Source organism: Pseudomonas sp. UC 17F4 (genome assembly GCF_900101695.1).
GTDB lineage: Bacteria > Pseudomonadota > Gammaproteobacteria > Pseudomonadales > Pseudomonadaceae > Aquipseudomonas.
On record NZ_FNKV01000001.1, the window covers coordinates 4,689,729 to 4,707,297 of the forward strand.

Consider the following 17,569-nt stretch of genomic DNA (forward strand, 5'->3'; position numbering starts at 1 on the left):
TCCTGCTCCTGCTTAGTTGAAACCGCTGGTGGAGATAAAGTCGACATCGGTTTTCGGCTCGCCACGCATCAGCAGCTCGATCACCTGGGTCAGGGTCCGGCCTTCGAACAGGATCGCATGCAAGCCGGCGACCAGGGGCATGTACACCTGGACCTCCTGGGCTTTGACCTTGAGCACCTTGAGGGTGTTCACCCCTTCGGCCACTTCGCCCAGGCGGCTGACCGCCTCGTCCAGGCTCAGGCCCTGGCCCAGGGCATGACCGACCTGGTAGTTGCGGCTCTTGGGCGAGGAGCAGGTGACGATCAGGTCACCGACCCCGGCCAGGCCCAGGAAGGTCATCGGGTTGGCGCCCTGGCTGACGGCAAAGCGGGTCATCTCGGCCAGGGCGCGGGTAATCAGCATACTCTTGGTGTTCTCGCCCATACCCAAGGCCACGGCCATCCCGGCAATGATTGCGTAGACGTTCTTCAACGCCCCGCCCAGCTCGACACCAAAGCGGTCGCCGCTGGCATAAACACGGAAGGTGCGCCCGTGCAGCACAGCCTGGACCTGCTGGCAGAGGGCCTCGTCTTCACTGGCGACCACGGTGGCGGTCAGCGCGTGCTCGGCCACTTCGCGGGCCAGGTTCGGCCCGGACAGCACGCCGATGCGCGCCTGGGGGGCGATTTCTTCGAGGATCTGACTCATCAGCTTGAAGCTTTGCGCCTCGATGCCCTTGGTCAGGCTGACCAGCATCTTGCCGCCCAGCAACTGGGCGTGGGGCGCCAGCACGCTGCGCAGGGCGCTGGAAGGTAAGGCGACGAAGATCAGCTCGCAGGCCTGCAGGGTCGCCAGCAGATCATTGACCGGCTCGACCCCGGCATGCAACTTGATGCCCTTGAGGTAGCGCGGGTTCTCGCGGTTGCTGCGCATGGCCTCGGCCTGCTCGGGGTCGCGCATCCATTGGCGCACCCGAACACCGTTTTCTGCCAGCAGATTCGCCACGGCGGTGCCGAAACTCCCGCCTCCCAGAACTGCAACAGGCTGCTGTTCAGTCATATCCAATCCGTTAAAACCAATTTAAGTGGCGACCTGCGCATTATACGGAGCGCCGGTGCCAGAGCCAGTGGCAGATGACCGAATCGCCGTTGGGATGCGTCGCGCCATGACTGGAAAATGCCCACCACTCGGTTAACATGCCCGACTTGAACCTGTTACCAAGGCCGCACTGTGTCTTTTGGCCCGACCTGCAAACGCCCTTTATTACTGCTGACTGCCCTGCTCAGCGGCCCCAGTGTGGCTGACGACCTGTTCGTCGACAGCCAGGCTTTGCCGCAAGTGCTCACCGCCACCCGCCTCAAGCAATCGCCAGCGGCGGTGCCGGGCAGCATGACCGTGCTCGACAACGAGCTGATCCGCGCCAGCGGCGCCCGCGACATACCCGAACTGCTGCGCCTGGTGCCGGGGATGATGATCGGCTACGGCGCCGGCAACCAGCCGACGGTCAACTACCACGGCAGCAACGTCAACGATGCCCGGCGCATGCAGGTGCTGATCGACGGCCGCTCGGTGTACCGCGCAGGCCTGGCCACGGTGGACTGGAGCGATATCCCGCTGGCCATGGAAGACATCGAGCGCATCGAGGTGTTCCGCGGCCCCAACACCGTCAGTTACGGCGCCAATGCGCTGATGGCGGTGGTCAATATCCTCACCCGCAGCCCGGCCGACAGCCACGGCACGCGCTTGAAAGTCACCCGTGGCCAGCGCGGCATCAATGACTGGTACGCAAGCCAGGGCCTGGGCTGGGACGGTGGCGACCTGCGTCTGTCATTGTCGGGCATGCAGGACGACGGCTTCGACGAGAACCACCTGGGCCAGGACTACCGCGACAGCCGCCGCCTGAACCGCCTGAACCTCAGCGCCAGCCACACCCTGGCCAGCAACCAGAGCCTGGAGTGGCAGTTCGCGGCCAAAGAAGGCAGTGACCAGCGTCCTTATACCTATAAACCAGTGTTTCCCTACGTTACTGCCGCCGGCAACAACGCCGACCTCAACGCCAAGGATTACGCCGGCTCGCTGCGCTGGAACATCGACTTCAACCCGAACCATAGCCTGTACATCCAGGGCTCGGCCCAGCACTGGGAACGTGAACAGGTGTGGCGCGCCTGCGATGCGGCGCTGTCGTTCAGCCCGCAACTGACCCAGCTCTGGCGCCTGAACCCGAACTACGCCGAGCAGGTGGCGCGCAACATCACCTCACCCCTGCCCGCCGGCAGCAGCGAGGAGACCGCGCTGGCAACGCAAGTCCAGCAGCAATGGCGCAACGGCGGCGCGCAGCAGGTGTGCGGCGACATCGACCAGAGCACCCGGGAAACCCGCAACGACCTTGAAGTGCAGGACACCCTGAGCCTGTCCGACAGCCTGCGCCTGGTCAGTGGCGCCAATTACCGCTACGACCGCGCCGACTCGCAGACTTACTTCAATGGCAGCCTCGACGACAGCACCTGGCGCCTGTTCGGCCACCTGGAATGGCGCGCCGACGAGCACTGGATCCTCCAGGGCGGGGCCATGTACGAAGATGCCCGGCTGTCCGGCAGCTCGCTGACCCCGCGGGTGGCGGTCAACTACCTGATCACCCCGCGCCATGGCCTGCGCGCGGTGTACTCGGAGGCGGTGCGCTCGCCGGACATGTTCGAGAACAACGTCAACTGGAGCTACCGGGTCAATAACCTGGAACCTGGCGCCTTCGGCCAGCGCGACGCCGATTACTTCGTCAAGACCCGCGGCCCGGGCGATCTCGAGCAAGAGCGCATGCGCTCGCGGGAACTGGGCTATAACGGTTACTTCGCCGATGCCGACCTGAGCGTCGACCTCAAGCTGTTCTACGACGAAATCACCGGCATGATCAGCGAACCGCTGCGCAACAACCAGTACATTGCCAGCAACAGCAACAAGGCCCGCTTCAGCGGCAGCGAAGCGCAGCTGGACTGGCGCCTGAGCCCGGCCGATCGCCTGCGCCTGACCTACGCCTACGTCGATGCCTGGGCCAGCAACCCAGCCGACCGGCGCCTGAGCGCCCACAACAGCGGTTCGGCCGGCTGGCTGCGGAACTGGGGCGGCGGCTGGTCCAGTGCGCTGTTCTACTACGGCGACGATGCCCTCAACCAGTACCGCTTCGAACGCGTCGATTTACGCGTGGCCAAGCACCTGCGCTGGAATCGTACCAGCCTGGAGCTGGCCGGCATGCTCCAGCAGCGCCTGGATGACGAGCCGACGACCATCTACGACAACCGCTACGACAGCCGTCACGTGCTGTCTTTCAGTGCGGAGCTGGCGTTCTGATGCGCCGCCTGCGGCGCTGGCTGCTGCTGGTCTGCCTGTGGCCCCTGGGCAGCCTGTCGGCCAGTGAGATCCTGCTCACTGCCAGCCAGGACAACCCCGGCGTACGCAGCTTCGTCGACGCCTTGCGCGAGCGCCGCCCGGCCGACCAGGTGCGCTTCGTGCCGGTGGCCGAGCTGCCACGACCGAGCCAGATTAAAGCCGCCACCCGCTTGATCCTGCTCGATGGCGCCAGCCTCGAATGGCGCCTGAGCGAAAGCGCCGGTCCACCTGCGCTGGCCTTGCGCGTCAGCCGCGTCCAGGCCCAACAGCGTCTGGGCAGCCTGCGCCCGCCTTACCTGAGCCTGCTATGGAGCGACCCGCCGCTGGCCCGCCAGCTGCGCCTGACCCGCTACCTGTTGCCGCAGGCCAAGCGCGTGGGCGTGCTGTATGCCGAGCACAGCCAGTTTCTGCTCGACGAGTTGCGCAAGGCGGCCAGCCCGTTGGGCCTGGAGATCATCGCCGAAGCCTGGCCAGACCTGCGCGACAGCCGCCCACTGCAAAGTCTTCTGCAAAACAGCGATGTACTGCTGGGCATCGACGATCCACAGTTGTACAACTCGAAAACGGCGAAAAACGTTCTGCTCAGCAGCTATGGCCGGCAAATGGCGCTGATCGGGCCTAATGCCGGCTTCGTCAAGGCCGGCGCCCTGGCCAGTACCCTGAGCGATCAGGACGACTGGCTGGCGGTGCTCGAGCGGCTGCTCGACCAGGCCCCCAGTCGCTGGCCACGCACGCTCTATCCGGATCACTTCAACGTGCTCGGCAACCAGCAGGTGGCCCGCGCCCTGGGCATCGAAGCGATTGACCCGTCCGCCGCCGCCCTGGCCCTGGCCGAAGGAGAAAGCACACCATGAGACGGCGCCTGAGCTGGGACATCCACACCCGCACGCAGATCATCAGCCTCGGCCCGGCCCTGTTGCTGACCCTGCTGCTGATCAGCTTCTTTACCTTCGTGCGTATCCAGGATTTGCGCCAGGAGCTCAACCACACCGGTCAGTTGATCGCCAACCAGTTGGCCCCGGCCTCCGAATACGGGGTAATCGCCGGTAATAACGAAGTGCTCGAAAGCCTCATGCGCGCGACCTTGAGCATCCCCCACGTGCGCTTTCTCGAGGTCCAGGACAGCAGCAACCATATCCTCGTGTATGTCGAGCAGCCGGACGAAAGCAACAACCGCGCACAGCAGGTCGAAGTGTTCCAGGCCCCCATTCGCCTGCAGCAGATCCGCCTGGACAACGACTTTTTGCACAGCAACGCACCGGCCAGGAGCATCGGTGACGACTATCTGGGCCGGGTAATCGTCGGCATGTCGGACGATGCCTTCAGCGAGCGCCAGCAGGAAATCGTGGTCAAGGCCGGGATCCTCGCGCTGTTTGCCCTGCTGTTCACCTTTATCCTCGCCCGGCGCCTGGCCCTGAGCCTGGCCAAGCCGATCAGCGACATGGGCCATGCGGTCAAGGCCATCCAGCAAGGGCAGTTCAATGCGCCGCTGCCGGTGGTCGACGACAGCGAACTGGGCCATCTGGCGCGGCACATCAACAACCTTGCCAGCGCCCTGGGCACAGCTAGCCATGAACAACAGCAAGCCATGTCGCAACTGATCCAGGCCCGCGAAGAAGCCGAACAGGCGAACAAGGCCAAATCCGACTTCCTGGCGATGATGAGCCACGAACTGCGCACGCCCATGAACGGCGTCATGGGCATGCTGCAACTTCTGGAAACAACCCCGCTCAACGAGGAGCAGGCCGAATACACCGCGGTGGCCAGCGAGTCGACCGGGCACCTGCTCAAGGTCATCAACGATATCCTCGATTTCTCGCGCATCGAGCGCACCAACCTCGAGCTTGAGCATATCGACTTCAACCTCGGCGAGCTGATCGGCAGCAGTGTGCAGTCGTTCCAGCACCTGGCCCAGCAGCGCCAGCTGGAGCTGCAACTGCGCCTGCCGCCGGGCATGGAACAACTGCAAGTGGTGGGCGACCCGACGCGCATCCGCCAGGTGCTGCTCAACCTGATCGGCAACGCCCTGAAGTTCACCGAGCGCGGCAGCGTGCACATCGAACCGCGCTGGCAGGTGCTCGACCGCCAGCTGATCTGGTTCACCTGCGCGGTGCGCGACACCGGCATCGGCATCGACAGCACCCGCCTGGAGATGATGTTCGTTGCCTTCCAGCAAGCCGACAGCTCGATCTCACGCCGTTATGGCGGCACCGGCCTGGGCCTGTCGATCGCCCGCACCCTGGCCGAGCGGATGGGCGGAACCCTGCGCGGCGAAAGCCGTGAAGGCCTGGGCTCGACTTTTACCCTGGAAATGCCCCTGGCCCTGTCGACCGCGCAAACGCCGCGCCTGCCCAGTGGCCTGACCCGCCCCGAAGACGACGGCCAGGGCCGACGGATCCTGCTGGTCGAGGACAATCCGGTGAACCAGACGGTGATCGAAGCGATGCTGCGCAGCCTGGGCTTTGAAGTCTGCGTTGCAGTTGATGGCGCCCAAGCCGTGGCCCAGGCCGGACGTCAGCGTTTTGCCGCCGCACTGATGGATTGCCGCCTGCCGATCATCGATGGCTACGAGGCCACCCGGCGCATTCGCCTGCTGCCACAGGCGGCGGCCATGCCGATCATCGCCCTGACCGCCAATGCCTTGCAGGGCGATCGCGAGCGTTGCCTGAACGCCGGCATGAACGACTACCTGGCCAAGCCGTTCAAACGCACTGATCTGCAGCAAATTCTGCAACGCTGGCTGCCCGGTCAGACAGCTGTGACTGGCGATAAATGCTAAATTGCGGCAGTCTAAGAGACTGGACAAGCGCCGCGAAGGGCTTGAAAATAAAATTTCAGTGCACAAGTGTACTTCTTTGCCCCGTGCGCTGTGACTTTCACTACAACGCAATAGTCTATGTGTAGGCTGCCGGCTCAAACGCTAGCGTTTTGGGACGGCCGGGAAGATTTGCCCCCTGCCGCACGGGGACTATTGAGGAGCTCGCATGACCAAACAAAACGCCTTTACTCGGGAAGACCTGCTGCGCTGCAGTCGCGGTGAGCTGTTCGGCCCAGGTAACGCGCAACTGCCCGCCCCGAACATGCTGATGGTTGATCGCATCACCCATATCAGCGCCGAGGGTGGCAAGTACGGCAAAGGTGAATTGGTCGCCGAGCTGGATATCACCCCGGACCTGTGGTTCTTCGCCTGCCACTTCGAAGGTGATCCGGTGATGCCGGGCTGCCTGGGCCTGGATGCCATGTGGCAGCTGGTCGGTTTCTACCTCGGCTGGCAAGGTTTGCCGGGCCGTGGCCGCGCCCTGGGTTCGGGCGAAGTGAAATTCTTTGGCCAGGTCCTGCCGACCGCCAAGAAAGTCACCTACAACATTCATATCAAGCGCGTCCTCAAAGGCAAGCTGAACATGGCCATCGCCGATGGTTCGGTCAGCGTCGACGGTCGCGAGATCTACACCGCCGAAGGCCTCCGGGTCGGCGTCTTCACCTCCACTGACAACTTCTAAGGGTTATCCGCATGCGCCGCGTCGTTATCACTGGTCTGGGCATCGTTTCGTGCCTGGGCAATGACAAAGAGACCGTCTCCGCCAACCTGCGTGCAAGCCGCCCTGGCATCCGATTCAACCCGGAATATGCCGAAATGGGTCTGCGTAGCCAGGTTTCCGGCTCCATCGACCTCAACCTCGAAGAACTGATCGACCGTAAAATCTACCGCTTCGTTGGTCACGCCGCTGCCTATGCCTACCTGGCAATGGCCGACGCGATCAAGGACTCGGGCCTGACCGAAGAGCAGGTTTCCAACCCGCGTACCGGCCTGATCGCAGGCTCCGGCGGCGCCTCGACCCTGAACCAGATGGAAGCGCTGGACATCCTGCGCGAGAAAGGCGTCAAGCGCGTTGGCCCGTACCGCGTCACCCGGACCATGAGCAGCACCGTCTCGGCGTGCCTGGCCACCCCGTTCAAGATCAAGGGCCTGAACTACTCCATCGCCTCGGCCTGCGCCACCAGTGCTCACTGCATCGGTACCGCGATGGAACAGATCCAGATGGGCAAGCAGGACATCGTCTTCGCCGGTGGCGGTGAAGAAGAGCACTGGAGCCAGTCGTTCCTGTTCGACGCCATGGGCGCCCTGTCCAGCAAGCGCAACGACACCCCGGAAAAAGCCTCCCGCGCCTACGACGCTGACCGTGACGGTTTCGTCATCGCCGGCGGTGGCGGCATGGTCGTGGTTGAAGAGCTGGAACACGCCCTGGCCCGTGGCGCCAAGATCTACGCCGAAATCGTCGGCTACGGCGCGACGTCCGATGGCTACGACATGGTCGCGCCAAGCGGCGAAGGCGCCATCCGCTGCATGCAGATGGCCATGTCCACCGTCGACACCCCGATCGACTACCTGAACACCCACGGCACCTCGACCCCGGTGGGCGACGTTGCCGAGATGAAGGGCGTTCGCGAAGTGTTCGGCGACAAGGCTCCGGCCATCAGCTCGACCAAGAGCCTGTCCGGTCACTCCCTGGGCGCCGCCGGCGTTCACGAAGCGATCTACTGCATGCTGATGATGGAAGGCAACTTCATTGCCGGTTCCGCCAACATCGACGAGCTGGACCCGGAAGTGGCCGACCTGCCGGTACTGACCAAGACCCAGGAAAACGCCAAGATCGATACCGTGATGAGCAACAGCTTCGGTTTCGGCGGCACCAACGCTACCCTGGTACTCAAGCGCTGGGCTGGCAAGTAAGGGCTGGCCCCTTGCACTCAAAACGCCCCGACTCGTCGGGGCGTTTTTGTTTGTGCCTTACACCGAAAAGCGCCCCACCAGCCCATTGAGCTCAATCGCCAGCTGTGACAACGCCTGGCTCGCCGCATTGGTCTGATTCGCCCCCGCCGACGTCTGCATCGCCAGGTCGCGAATATTGGTCAGGTTGCGATCCACCTCCCGCGCCACCTGCGCCTGCTGCTCCGAGGCACTGGCGATCACCAGGTTGCGCTCGTTGATCAGGCTGATGGCCGCGGCAATCTCCTCCAGCGCCGCCCCGGCGGCATGTGCGCCTTCCAGGGTGCCGCGCGCCCGCTCGTTGGTCTGCTGCATACCCTCGACCGCACGATTGGTGCCCTGCTGGATGCCGTCGATCATCTGCTCGATTTCCCGGGTCGACTGCTGGGTGCGATGGGCCAGTGCCCGCACCTCGTCAGCCACCACGGCAAAACCGCGCCCGGCATCACCGGCGCGCGCCGCCTCAATCGCCGCGTTCAGGGCCAACAGGTTGGTTTGCTCGGCAATCGCGCCGATCACATCCAGCACCTTGGTAATGCCATGCACCTGTTGCGCCAGTTGCCCGACCTCTTCGGCGTTGGCGGTGACGCCAGCGGCCAGGTCTTCGATCGAGGTCACGGTCAGGCGCACCTGCTCGCGCCCTTGACGGGCGATGCGGTCGGACTCGCGCGAGGCTTCGGAGGTGGCCACGGCATTGCTCGCCACCTCCTCCACTGCCGTGGTCATCTGGTTGACCGCGGTGGCCGCCTGTTCGATTTCCTGGCTTTGCTGCATCAACCCGCGGGTGGCATCTTCGGTTACCGCGCTGAGCTCTTCGGAGGCCGAGGCCAGCTGGCTGGAAGAATCGGAGATGCGCCCGATGGTATCGCGCAGGCTTTGCTGCATCTGTTTCAAGGCCGCCAGCAAGCGCGCCGGCTCATCCTTGCCCTGCACCGAGATCTGCGGGGTCAGGTCACCGGTAGCGACCACTTCGGCGACCTGCAGCGACTGCGCCAGTGGCCGGACGATACTGCGGGTCAGAGTCAGGGCCAGGACCACGGTGAGCACCACAGCGGCGATCAGCAAGCCGATCACCCAGATCCGCGCCTGCGTATAGACGACTTCGGCAAGGTCGGTGGCGCTGTTGGCATGCTGATTATTGAGCGCGATCAGCTCGTTGAGGCTGGCGGTCATCTGGTCGGCGAGCTGGTTCATCTCGCCATTGACCATGGCCACCGCCTCTTCCACCCGGTGCTCGGTGGACAACTGCACCACCTGGGCCTGCAGCTTGAGGTAGCGCCGCTCCAGGTCCAGGTAGCGGTCGAACAGGGTCTGTTCTTCAGGCAGGACGATCAGCGCCTGGTACTTCTGCTGGGCCTTGTCCAGGCCGGACTTGATCTCTTCGATGCGCGACTTGTTCTGCTCCAGCGCCGCCGCATCGCGATTGACCAAAAGGCGCAGGGTCAAGGCGCGGATGCGCAACATGTCCTGGGTCATCTGCCCGACCGAGATCACGCTGGGCAACCAGTTGCTGTCGACCTGCTCGGACTGCTGGCGCATGCTGGTCATCTGCATCAAGGCAAACGCACCCAAGGCAAACACCAGCGCCGCCACCAGGCCGAAGCCCAGGCCGGCCCTGGGCGCGATATTCATGCTTCTCAAGCTCATCTTCTGGCTCCCTCCAAAAGCGCTGCTCAATAGGGCAGCAGTCCTTGCTTCTAGACGGTATCGGCCTGTGGAAAATTTGCGTAAGACGAAAACGTGATATCAAAAGGCCTTATGATCGCGACGCCAGGGTCGCCCTGCCTCAGCGCACGGTAAAGCGCTGCTCAGCCAGCAGGCGATCGCCCTGAAAGACCATGAAATGCCATTGCCCCGGCACCACTTCGTGGTTCTCGGTGAACTCGTAGGCCATGACATCCTGGACCGCACCGGGCACCAGCTTTTGTACTACTTCGAACTTGTCGTGGCGCTTGCCGTCGGGTGTGCGCACGCCAGGGGTGAGGTACAGCAGGGTCAGCGGCGTGTCCTCGGCGACCTTGCCTTCCAGCCGGTAGCGCATACCGAACTTGCTACCCAGGCGCGCCGGGATTTCATCGGTGGGCTGGATGGTCTGGTTGCTCTGGCTCAGCACCCGTTCACCGGGCTGGAAGTTCTGGTGGCGGGTTTCGAACAGACCGTACTCGACCGGGCCTTCGACGCGAACCTCGGCAGCGGCCAGGCCACTGACCAGCAACAGCCCGCACAGGGCGCTGAAACGACGTGGAAACATAGTGCACTCCATCAGGTTGATGGCGGCAGGCTATGACGCGGGCATGACAAGCTGATGACAGTGCTGTCACTTGCGTGCCTTGGGCAGCACCGCGAGGAAGTTGTCGCGGGCGACCTTTTGCGCCACCTCGGCAGGCAAGGCATCCAGAAACGGATCGAAACCATGCAACTGTTCGCCCAGGCTGTTGAAGCGCCCGACCACGTCGGAGCCAAGCATGAAGCGCTCAGGGAAGCGTTTGACCAGCGCCAGCCACTCAGCCCTGGGCTTGCCCTTCTCATCCAGCAGATAAGGCTGCAGCACGCTCCAGGACAGGTCTATGTACAGGTTCGGGTAATCCTCGAGCATCCGTGTCAGGGTCGGCAGCAGAAAATCCAGCTGCGTCTGGTGCCGATGAATCTCCATACTGGTGCCGGCATGGGCCCAGATGAAGCGGGTGTGCGGGTGATTGCGCAACGGTTCTTCGATTTCCGCCAGGTACAGCGGGTTGCGTTCGCGCTTGGAGGTGATGTTGGAATGGATCAGCACCGGCAGGTCCTGCTCGGCGGCCAGGTGATAGATGCGGGTCATGGCCTCGTTGTTGGCCCTCGGCGTGTCGCCGCTGGTCAACGCGGTCAGGTCGTCGTGGCGGGTGAACACCTCGCCGATCCCCTGCCACAGGCCCGGGTGCAGCGCGAGCATGCGTTCGATGTGGGCCACGGCGTTCTTGTCTACCGGGTTGAAGCCGGTGAGAAACGGATGAAAGCGCTGGCGCTGCTCAGGCGAAAGCTTCTCCAGCGCCGCAGCAACGTAGATGTCGGTGGCGCTGTACCAATAGGCATCGGCATCATCGCCCGCGTAGTAACGCGGGCGCTTGGGCTCGTCTTCGTGCCACTTCTTGGCCACCGGGGTGCCGGAAATCATCGACTGGTCGATGCGCGCCTGGTCCATGGCCTTGAGCAAGGCGTCCATGCCGGCGGTTTCCTGGAAAAAATCGACGTAATGCAGGTGCGCATCACTGTAGTGATACTCGCGCGCCTGCGCCGCCTGCAGCGGTAGCCCCAGCAACAGCGCCCAGCCCAGACACCTGGCAATCATTTCGCATTCCTTCTGGCCGATTCAGAGAGGGTAGACCGGAGCGAACACACGCCAGTTCAGCAGGTTATGCTACAAGAACTTTCCCTGCTGGCCTGGAGCACACCGTGAGCCTTCCCCTGGTCATCCGCCCTCGCGCCGAATCGGTCGAAGGCCAACCTATCCTGCGCCCCCTGCCCTCGGCCCAGTGCCGCAGCGTCGGGCCGTTCGTGTTCTTCGACCACATGCTCGAAACCGACTACCCGGCCGGGCGCGGCATGAACATCCGCCAGCACCCGCATATCGGCCTGTCGACCCTCACCTACCTGTTCGAGGGCGAAATCCAGCACAAGGACAGCCTGGGCTCGGATCAACGGGTCAAGGCCGGTGAAGTCAGCTGGATGACTGCCGGCAGCGCCATCGCCCATGTCGAGCGCACGCCGGCCGAACTGCTGCCTGGCAGCTCGCGATTGCACGGTTTGCAGGTGTGGCTGGCATCGCCCAAAGCGCATGAGCAAGGCCCGGGGCACTACAGCCATCATCCGGCGGCGAGCCTGCCGGTCAGTGACAGCCTGGGGGTGCGCATTCGCATGATTGCCGGCAGCGGCTTTTGCCTGCAATCGCCAGTGCCGGTGTTGTCACCGACCCTGTATGCGCTGGTGCAGATGCAGGCGGCCACTACCCTGACGGTGCCCACCGAGCATGCCGAGCGTGCGCTGTATGTACTGGATGGCGAAGTCAGCCTCGACAATGAAGCGCTCGAGCCGTGCAGCCTGGTGATCTTGCCGCACGGTGCAGAGATGAGCCTGTATGCCGACAGCGAAAGCCAGTTGGTGCTGTTTGGCGGGGCGCCGCTGGACGGGCCGCGGCGGATGAACTGGAATTTTGTTGCCAGCGATCCGGCGCTGATCGAGCAGGCGCGGGCACGCTGGGCGGCCGGGGAGTGGCCGACGGTGCCGGGGGAAACTGAAAGGATCGAGCTGCCTTGAGGTTATCGCGAGCGCTACGCGGTCGATCGCCGGCAAGGCTGGCGCCCACAAGGTCAAGTGTGGGAGCCAGCCTTGCCCCTTCACTCAGCGCTGGAACACTTCATCGAGCAAATTGAACATTGCCCGGAACGCGCGCTTGGATGTGCGGGCGTCGTACTTCATCTTGCCGGGAATGTTCGCCGCGATATCGGTGAACGAATGCACCGCGCCGCCATAGCTGATCAGTTGCCAATCGACCTTGGCCGCATCCATCTCGACTTCGAAGGCCGGCAACTGCTCTTTGGCTACGAACGGGTCGGCGGCGCCATGCAGCACCAGCATCGAAGCCTTGACCTTGCCTTCTACCGCCGGCAGCGGCGTATCGAGGGTGCCGTGGAACGACACCGCAGCCAGCAGGCGGGCATCTTCGCGGGCCAGCTCCAGGGCGCAGCAACCGCCGAAGCAGAAGCCGAAGGTGGCCAGCTTGCCAGGCTCCAGTACCGCCTTCGATTGCCCCAGCAACTGGTCCAGCGCCGCCTTCAGGCGCTTGCGCAGCTCGACGCGGTCGTTCTTCAGCGGCATCATCGCCGCCCCTGCTTCATCCATGTTCGACGGTCGCAGGGTCTGGCCGTAGATGTCGGCCAGCAACACCACATAGCCCTGGGCGGCGACTTCGCGGGCGATACGCTCGGCGCCCTCGCCCACCCCCATCCAGTTTGGTGCCATCAAAAGCCCAGGCTGCTCGCGGGCGCCCTGGGTAAAGAACAAGCGGCTCTCATAGGCTTTGCCGGCAACATGATAGACCAGCGATTCGACGGTAACCTTGCTCATGCACTCCTCCTTGCACAATGAAAAAAGCCCGCCGAAGCGGGCTTTCCTGCAACTACTTAAGCCGACAATTCGACCAGCAGCTTGTTCAGGCGACGAACGTACGCCGCCGGGTCCTTGAGGCTATCGCCCGCCGCCAGCGCGGCCTGATCGAAGAGGATGTGCGAGAAGTCGGCGAAACGGTCTTCGCTCTGCTCGTTGTCCAGCTTCTCGATCAGCGGGTGGCCCGGGTTGAATTCGAAGATCGGCTTGGAGTCCGGCACCTTCTGTCCGCTGGCTTCGAGGATCTGGCGCATCTGCAGGCCCAGGTCCTGTTCACCGATAGCCAGGATCGCCGGCGAATCGGTCAGGCGGTGCGACACGCGCACTTCGCTGACGCTCTCGCCCAGCGCCGCCTTGAGGCGCTCGACCAGGCCTTCTTTCTCCTTGGCGACTTCTTCCTGGGCTTTCTTGTCCTCTTCAGAGTCCAGCTTGCCCAGGTCCAGGTCACCGCGGGCGACGTCGACGAAGCTCTTGCCGTCGAATTCGCTCAGGTAGCTCATCAGCCACTCGTCGATACGGTCGGTCAGCAGCAGCACTTCGATGCCTTTCTTGCGGAAGACTTCCAGGTGCGGGCTGTTCTTGACCTGCGCGTAGGATTCGCCGGTGAGGAAGTAGATCTTGTCCTGACCTTCCTTGGCGCGGGCCAGGTAGTCGGCCAGGGCAACGCTCTGCTCGCCGCTTTCGTCATGGGTGGAGGCGAAACGCAGCAGGCCGGCGATCTTTTCCTTGTTGGCGAAGTCTTCAGCCGGGCCTTCTTTCATCACCTGGCCAAAGTTCTTCCAGAAGCCCTTGTACTGCTCAGGCTCGTTCTTGGCCAGCTTCTCGAGCATGTCCAGCACGCGCTTGGTCAGCGCCGACTTCATCGAATCGATGATCGGGTCTTTCTGCAGGATTTCGCGCGAAACGTTCAGCGACAGGTCGTTGGAATCGACCACGCCCTTGATGAAACGCAGGTACAGCGGCAGGAAGGATTCTGCCTGGTCCATGATGAACACACGCTGCACGTACAGCTTCAGGCCGCGTGGCGCTTCACGCTGGTACAGGTCGAACGGGGCGCGGGCCGGTACGTAGAGCAGCGAGTTGTACTCAAGCTTGCCTTCGACCTTGTTGTGGCTCCAGGCCAACGGGTTCTCGAAGTCGTGACCGATGTGCTTGTAGAACTCCTGGTATTCCTCGTCCTTGATCTCGGTACGCGGACGGGTCCACAGGGCGCTGGCGCGGTTGACGGTTTCCCATTCTTCGGCCGGCTTTTCTTCACCTTCGCCGGCTTCGACCTGTTTTGGCAGCTCGATCGGCAAGGCGATGTGATCGGAGTACTTCTTGACGATGTTGCGCAGGCGCCAGCCGTCGGCGAACTCTTCTTCACCTTTTTTCAGGTGCAGGACGATGCGCGTACCGCGCTCGGCCTTGTCGACAGTGGCAACTTCAAAGTCACCCTCGCCCTTGGACGACCAGTGCACGCCCTCGGCAGCTGGCAGGCCGGCGCGGCGGCTGAATACGTCGACCTTGTCGGCGACGATAAAGGCCGAATAGAAGCCCACGCCGAACTGACCGATCAGGTGCGAGTCCTTCTTCTGGTCGCCGGTGAGGTTTTTCATGAAGTCGGCGGTGCCGGACTTGGCGATGGTGCCCAGGTGCGCGATGACCTCTTCGCGGCTCATGCCGATGCCGTTGTCTTCGAGGGTGACGGTGTTGCCGTCCTTGTCGAAGCTCAGGCGGATTTTAAGCTCGGCGCCGCCTTCGAGCAGCTCTGGCTTGGCCAGGGCTTCGAAGCGCAGTTTATCGACGGCGTCGGAGGCGTTGGAAATCAGTTCGCGAAGGAAGATTTCCTTGTTCGAATACAGGGAATGGATCATGAGGTGCAGCAGTTGCTTCACCTCGGTCTGGAAGCCCAGGGTTTCTTTTTGAGTTTCCACACTCATGGTCTTCAACACTCCGATCTGATGGCAGTTGTCGTTGGGCAGGCCGGCGGCCTGCTTTCACGGCGGGATGCACAACAGATGGGGGTGGCTGGGGCTATTTCAAGGGCGAAGTCATTTCTTCGATCTTGAAATGCGCGCGCGCCGTGGCAATCGGTTCGTCCGCGTCGCCCTGCCAGGCGGTTATGGCCACGTTGGTTACCCGCCGGCCCTGGCGCCATAGCTGGCAGCGGGCGTAGGTGTCGCGGTAGTGGCCGGCGCGCAGGTAGTCGATGGAAAAGTCGATGATCTTCGGGATCGCCGCGCTTTCGCTGAAAATCAGCAGGTACAGCGCCGCCGACAGCTCCATGAAGCCTGCGATCACCCCGCCGTGGATCGCCGGCAGCAACGGATTGCCAATGTTGTCCTGGCTGGCCGGCAGGCAAAACAACAGGTCATCGCCCTGGCGGCTGCACTGGATACCAATCAATCCGGCATAAGGGATCAACTGCAGCAGCGGCTCATAATTGCCTTCGGCATGGGCCTGGCGCAGTTGCTGGTGTACCTCTGGCGGAATCATTGGCCGCTCCCCTTGAGCTTGCTGGCGAAATTCAGGCCGCCCTTGATGCCCTTGCCCAGGCGCATGAAAGTGCCAACCACCTGGGCGATCGGCTGCTCCGGGTCGTCCTGGTAGGCCAGCCCACGGGTGAAGATCACATCGCGAGAAACGCGGTAGCAGTAGGCATGGCCGAAGATGTCCTTGCCGGCCTCGGCCGGCTGCATGTAGTCGATGCGCAGGTCTAGCGTCGGGCATACCTCGAACTCAGGCAGCGCACAAAGGGTAGCCATGCCGCAGGTGGTGTCCATCAGGGTAGTCACCGCCCCGCCATGCACGGCGCCGGTCTGTGGGTTGCCGACGATCTTCGTCGAGTACGGCAACACCAGGGTCATGCCTTGGGCATCAGCGTGATGCACGCGCATCTGCAGCACCTGGCAATGTCGCAATGCCGAGAGAAAACGTTCGGCCATTGCCAGCAAAGAAGTGTCGGTCATTTGAAAAACTCCCGGGCCATTGAGAACATGCACACAGTCTGGCAAATGTCCATATAGAACCATTTGTTATATATCTGTATTGTGCGCGGAACTTCTACCGGTTACTTGAGCTCGAAGGAACAAGTAACTTATTCCACAAGGAGAAACACCCCATGCGTAAACCTTTTGCTTTTGCCGTTATGCTCGCCGCTGCTCTGGGCCTGGCCGCTTGCGATAAAGCCAGCGAGAACAAAGCCCAAGATGCTCAACAACACGCCGAGCAAGCCCAAGAGAAGATGGGTGAAGCTCAGGATAAAGTGAACGAGGCCGCGAAAGAAAACGCCGAAGCCGCCAAAGATCAGGCCGAAGCGCAACAGAAAGCCGCTGAAGAAGCTGCAAAAGAAGCTGCACCTGCTGCTCCAGCTACTCCTGCCGAGCCTGCCAAGTAAGCAAGCCCGCCGGAATAAAAAAACCCGACGCTGTCGGGTTTTTTTATTCCTGTTGCAATAGGGTTAAACGATTCAGTCAATAACCTTCAGGCGAGGTTCTCTTTGCCGGGTTCCGCCACCGGCGCTTCGGTCGGGGTATAGACCATCACATCGAGCACATCGGAGTGGAATTCACGGCGATACAGCACCAGTACTACCCCGGTACTCATCAACATAAACAACCAGGGGCTGATAAACCAGCAGAGCATGGCCATGCCGAAGTAATAGGAACGCAGGCCAAAGTTGAACTGGTTGGCGGCCAGGGAAATAACCTTGGCCGCTCTAAGGGCAAAGGCCTTGCGCTCAAGTTCGCTGACCTGACGCTCGCCGATCATCGGCGCCGAACCCACCAATACGGCGGCGAAGTTGTATTGACGCATGCACCAGCTGAAAGTGAAGAAGGCGTACACAAATACCATCGCCAGGCACAGCAACTTGATTTCCGACATGCCCTGGGACGCCTGCTGCACCAGCGGCAGGTCTGCCAGCAACGATACCGCACGGTCTGATGCGCCGAGCACGGTGAGAATACCGGCCAGGATGATCAAGGTGCTGGAGGCAAAGAACGAGGCGTTGCGCTCCAGGTTACCGATCACGCTGGCATCGGCGATGCGGTTGTCACGCAGCAGCATGCGGCGCATCCAGTCTTCGCGGTACAGGTGCAGCACGCTGGCCAGGCAAGCGGTATCGCGGCCCTTCCAGGTGGCATAACGGGTGTATCCGCCCCAGCAGACAACGAACCAGCAGGCGGCCAGCAAGTGGATCAGATTGCTTTGAATGAAGCTCATGCAAGGTCCTGATTGAAGTTTCGAGCACAATAAAGCCCATTGACCGGCTTTCGACGCTTTAGCGCAGAAAAAGACACGTCTGCGGTGCAGAAACGA

16 protein-coding genes are annotated in these 17,569 nt (G+C 62.5%); 7 read left to right on the forward strand and 9 right to left on the reverse strand.

Annotated elements, in window-relative coordinates; genetic code table 11:
- Window positions 1–12 precede the first annotated feature (12 nt).
- Window positions 13–1,038: an NAD(P)H-dependent glycerol-3-phosphate dehydrogenase gene (locus tag BLR26_RS21355; protein ID WP_045202177.1), complete on the reverse strand. Its 1,026-nt coding sequence runs from the start codon at window positions 1,036–1,038 to the stop codon at window positions 13–15.
- Between the two features lie 171 nt (window positions 1,039–1,209).
- On the opposite strand from BLR26_RS21355, the gene BLR26_RS21360 reads away from it, so the two are divergent.
- From BLR26_RS21360 to fabB, 5 genes are all read left to right on the forward strand, one after another.
- Complete coding sequence (locus BLR26_RS21360; protein WP_093385320.1) at window positions 1,210–3,321, forward strand: TonB-dependent receptor plug domain-containing protein; 2,112 nt, start codon at window positions 1,210–1,212, stop codon at window positions 3,319–3,321.
- A complete protein-coding gene (locus BLR26_RS21365) occupies window positions 3,321–4,214 on the forward strand; it encodes an ABC transporter substrate-binding protein (RefSeq protein WP_093385325.1) in 894 nt (297 codons plus the stop codon). Before BLR26_RS21360 ends, BLR26_RS21365 begins: the two co-directional genes overlap by 1 nt.
- Window positions 4,211–6,139, forward strand: a complete 1,929-nt coding sequence (locus tag BLR26_RS21370) for an ATP-binding protein (RefSeq protein ID WP_045202183.1) — start codon at window positions 4,211–4,213, stop codon at window positions 6,137–6,139. Before BLR26_RS21365 ends, BLR26_RS21370 begins: the two co-directional genes overlap by 4 nt.
- Before the next feature lie 205 nt (window positions 6,140–6,344).
- A complete protein-coding gene (gene fabA, locus BLR26_RS21375; protein WP_045202185.1) occupies window positions 6,345–6,860 on the forward strand; it encodes a 3-hydroxyacyl-[acyl-carrier-protein] dehydratase FabA in 516 nt (171 codons plus the stop codon).
- 11 nt (window positions 6,861–6,871) lie between these two features.
- Window positions 6,872–8,092, forward strand: coding sequence for a beta-ketoacyl-ACP synthase I (fabB, locus tag BLR26_RS21380; RefSeq protein ID WP_045202187.1), 1,221 nt, complete (start codon window positions 6,872–6,874; stop codon window positions 8,090–8,092).
- 57 nt (window positions 8,093–8,149) lie between these two features.
- On the opposite strand, the gene BLR26_RS21385 is transcribed toward fabB, so the two are convergent.
- From BLR26_RS21385 to BLR26_RS21395, 3 genes are all read right to left on the reverse strand, one after another.
- Entirely contained in the window at window positions 8,150–9,775 is a 1,626-nt protein-coding gene (locus BLR26_RS21385; protein WP_045202189.1) for a methyl-accepting chemotaxis protein, read from the reverse strand.
- A 139-nt stretch (window positions 9,776–9,914) separates the two neighbouring features.
- Entirely contained in the window at window positions 9,915–10,379 is a 465-nt protein-coding gene (locus BLR26_RS21390; RefSeq protein WP_045202191.1) for a DUF3859 domain-containing protein, read from the reverse strand.
- A 66-nt stretch (window positions 10,380–10,445) separates the two neighbouring features.
- Window positions 10,446–11,453, reverse strand: coding sequence for an amidohydrolase family protein (locus BLR26_RS21395; RefSeq protein WP_093385329.1), 1,008 nt, complete (start codon window positions 11,451–11,453; stop codon window positions 10,446–10,448).
- 104 nt (window positions 11,454–11,557) lie between these two features.
- Between BLR26_RS21395 and BLR26_RS21400 the strand changes: the two genes are divergently transcribed.
- Window positions 11,558–12,418, forward strand: a complete 861-nt coding sequence (locus BLR26_RS21400) for a pirin family protein (RefSeq protein ID WP_093385334.1) — start codon at window positions 11,558–11,560, stop codon at window positions 12,416–12,418.
- Window positions 12,419–12,502: 84 nt separating this feature from the next.
- On the opposite strand, the gene BLR26_RS21405 is transcribed toward BLR26_RS21400, so the two are convergent.
- The 4 genes from BLR26_RS21405 to BLR26_RS21420 form a co-directional block, all read right to left on the reverse strand.
- Window positions 12,503–13,228, reverse strand: coding sequence for a dienelactone hydrolase family protein (locus tag BLR26_RS21405; RefSeq protein ID WP_093385337.1), 726 nt, complete (start codon window positions 13,226–13,228; stop codon window positions 12,503–12,505).
- Window positions 13,229–13,284: 56 nt separating this feature from the next.
- The gene (gene htpG / locus BLR26_RS21410) at window positions 13,285–15,189 is read right to left on the reverse strand and encodes a molecular chaperone HtpG (RefSeq protein ID WP_093385340.1); all 1,905 of its coding nucleotides are present in this window, start codon (window positions 15,187–15,189) and stop codon (window positions 13,285–13,287) included.
- Window positions 15,190–15,283: 94 nt separating this feature from the next.
- Window positions 15,284–15,745, reverse strand: coding sequence for a PaaI family thioesterase (locus tag BLR26_RS21415; protein WP_045202202.1), 462 nt, complete (start codon window positions 15,743–15,745; stop codon window positions 15,284–15,286).
- Window positions 15,742–16,218, reverse strand: coding sequence for a PaaI family thioesterase (locus BLR26_RS21420; protein WP_093385345.1), 477 nt, complete (start codon window positions 16,216–16,218; stop codon window positions 15,742–15,744). The genes BLR26_RS21415 and BLR26_RS21420 overlap by 4 nt, the downstream gene beginning before the upstream one ends.
- A 152-nt stretch (window positions 16,219–16,370) precedes the next feature.
- Here BLR26_RS21420 and BLR26_RS21425 point away from each other — a divergent pair, with 152 nt between their 5' ends.
- Window positions 16,371–16,646 (forward strand): hypothetical protein, encoded by a 276-nt coding sequence (locus BLR26_RS21425; RefSeq protein WP_045202206.1) that lies wholly within the window; start codon window positions 16,371–16,373, stop codon window positions 16,644–16,646.
- An 86-nt stretch (window positions 16,647–16,732) separates the two neighbouring features.
- Here the strand turns inward: BLR26_RS21425 and BLR26_RS21430 are convergent, their stop codons facing one another.
- Window positions 16,733–17,473, reverse strand: a complete 741-nt coding sequence (locus BLR26_RS21430; RefSeq protein ID WP_045202208.1) for a DUF599 domain-containing protein — start codon at window positions 17,471–17,473, stop codon at window positions 16,733–16,735.
- Window positions 17,474–17,569 lie beyond the last annotated feature (96 nt).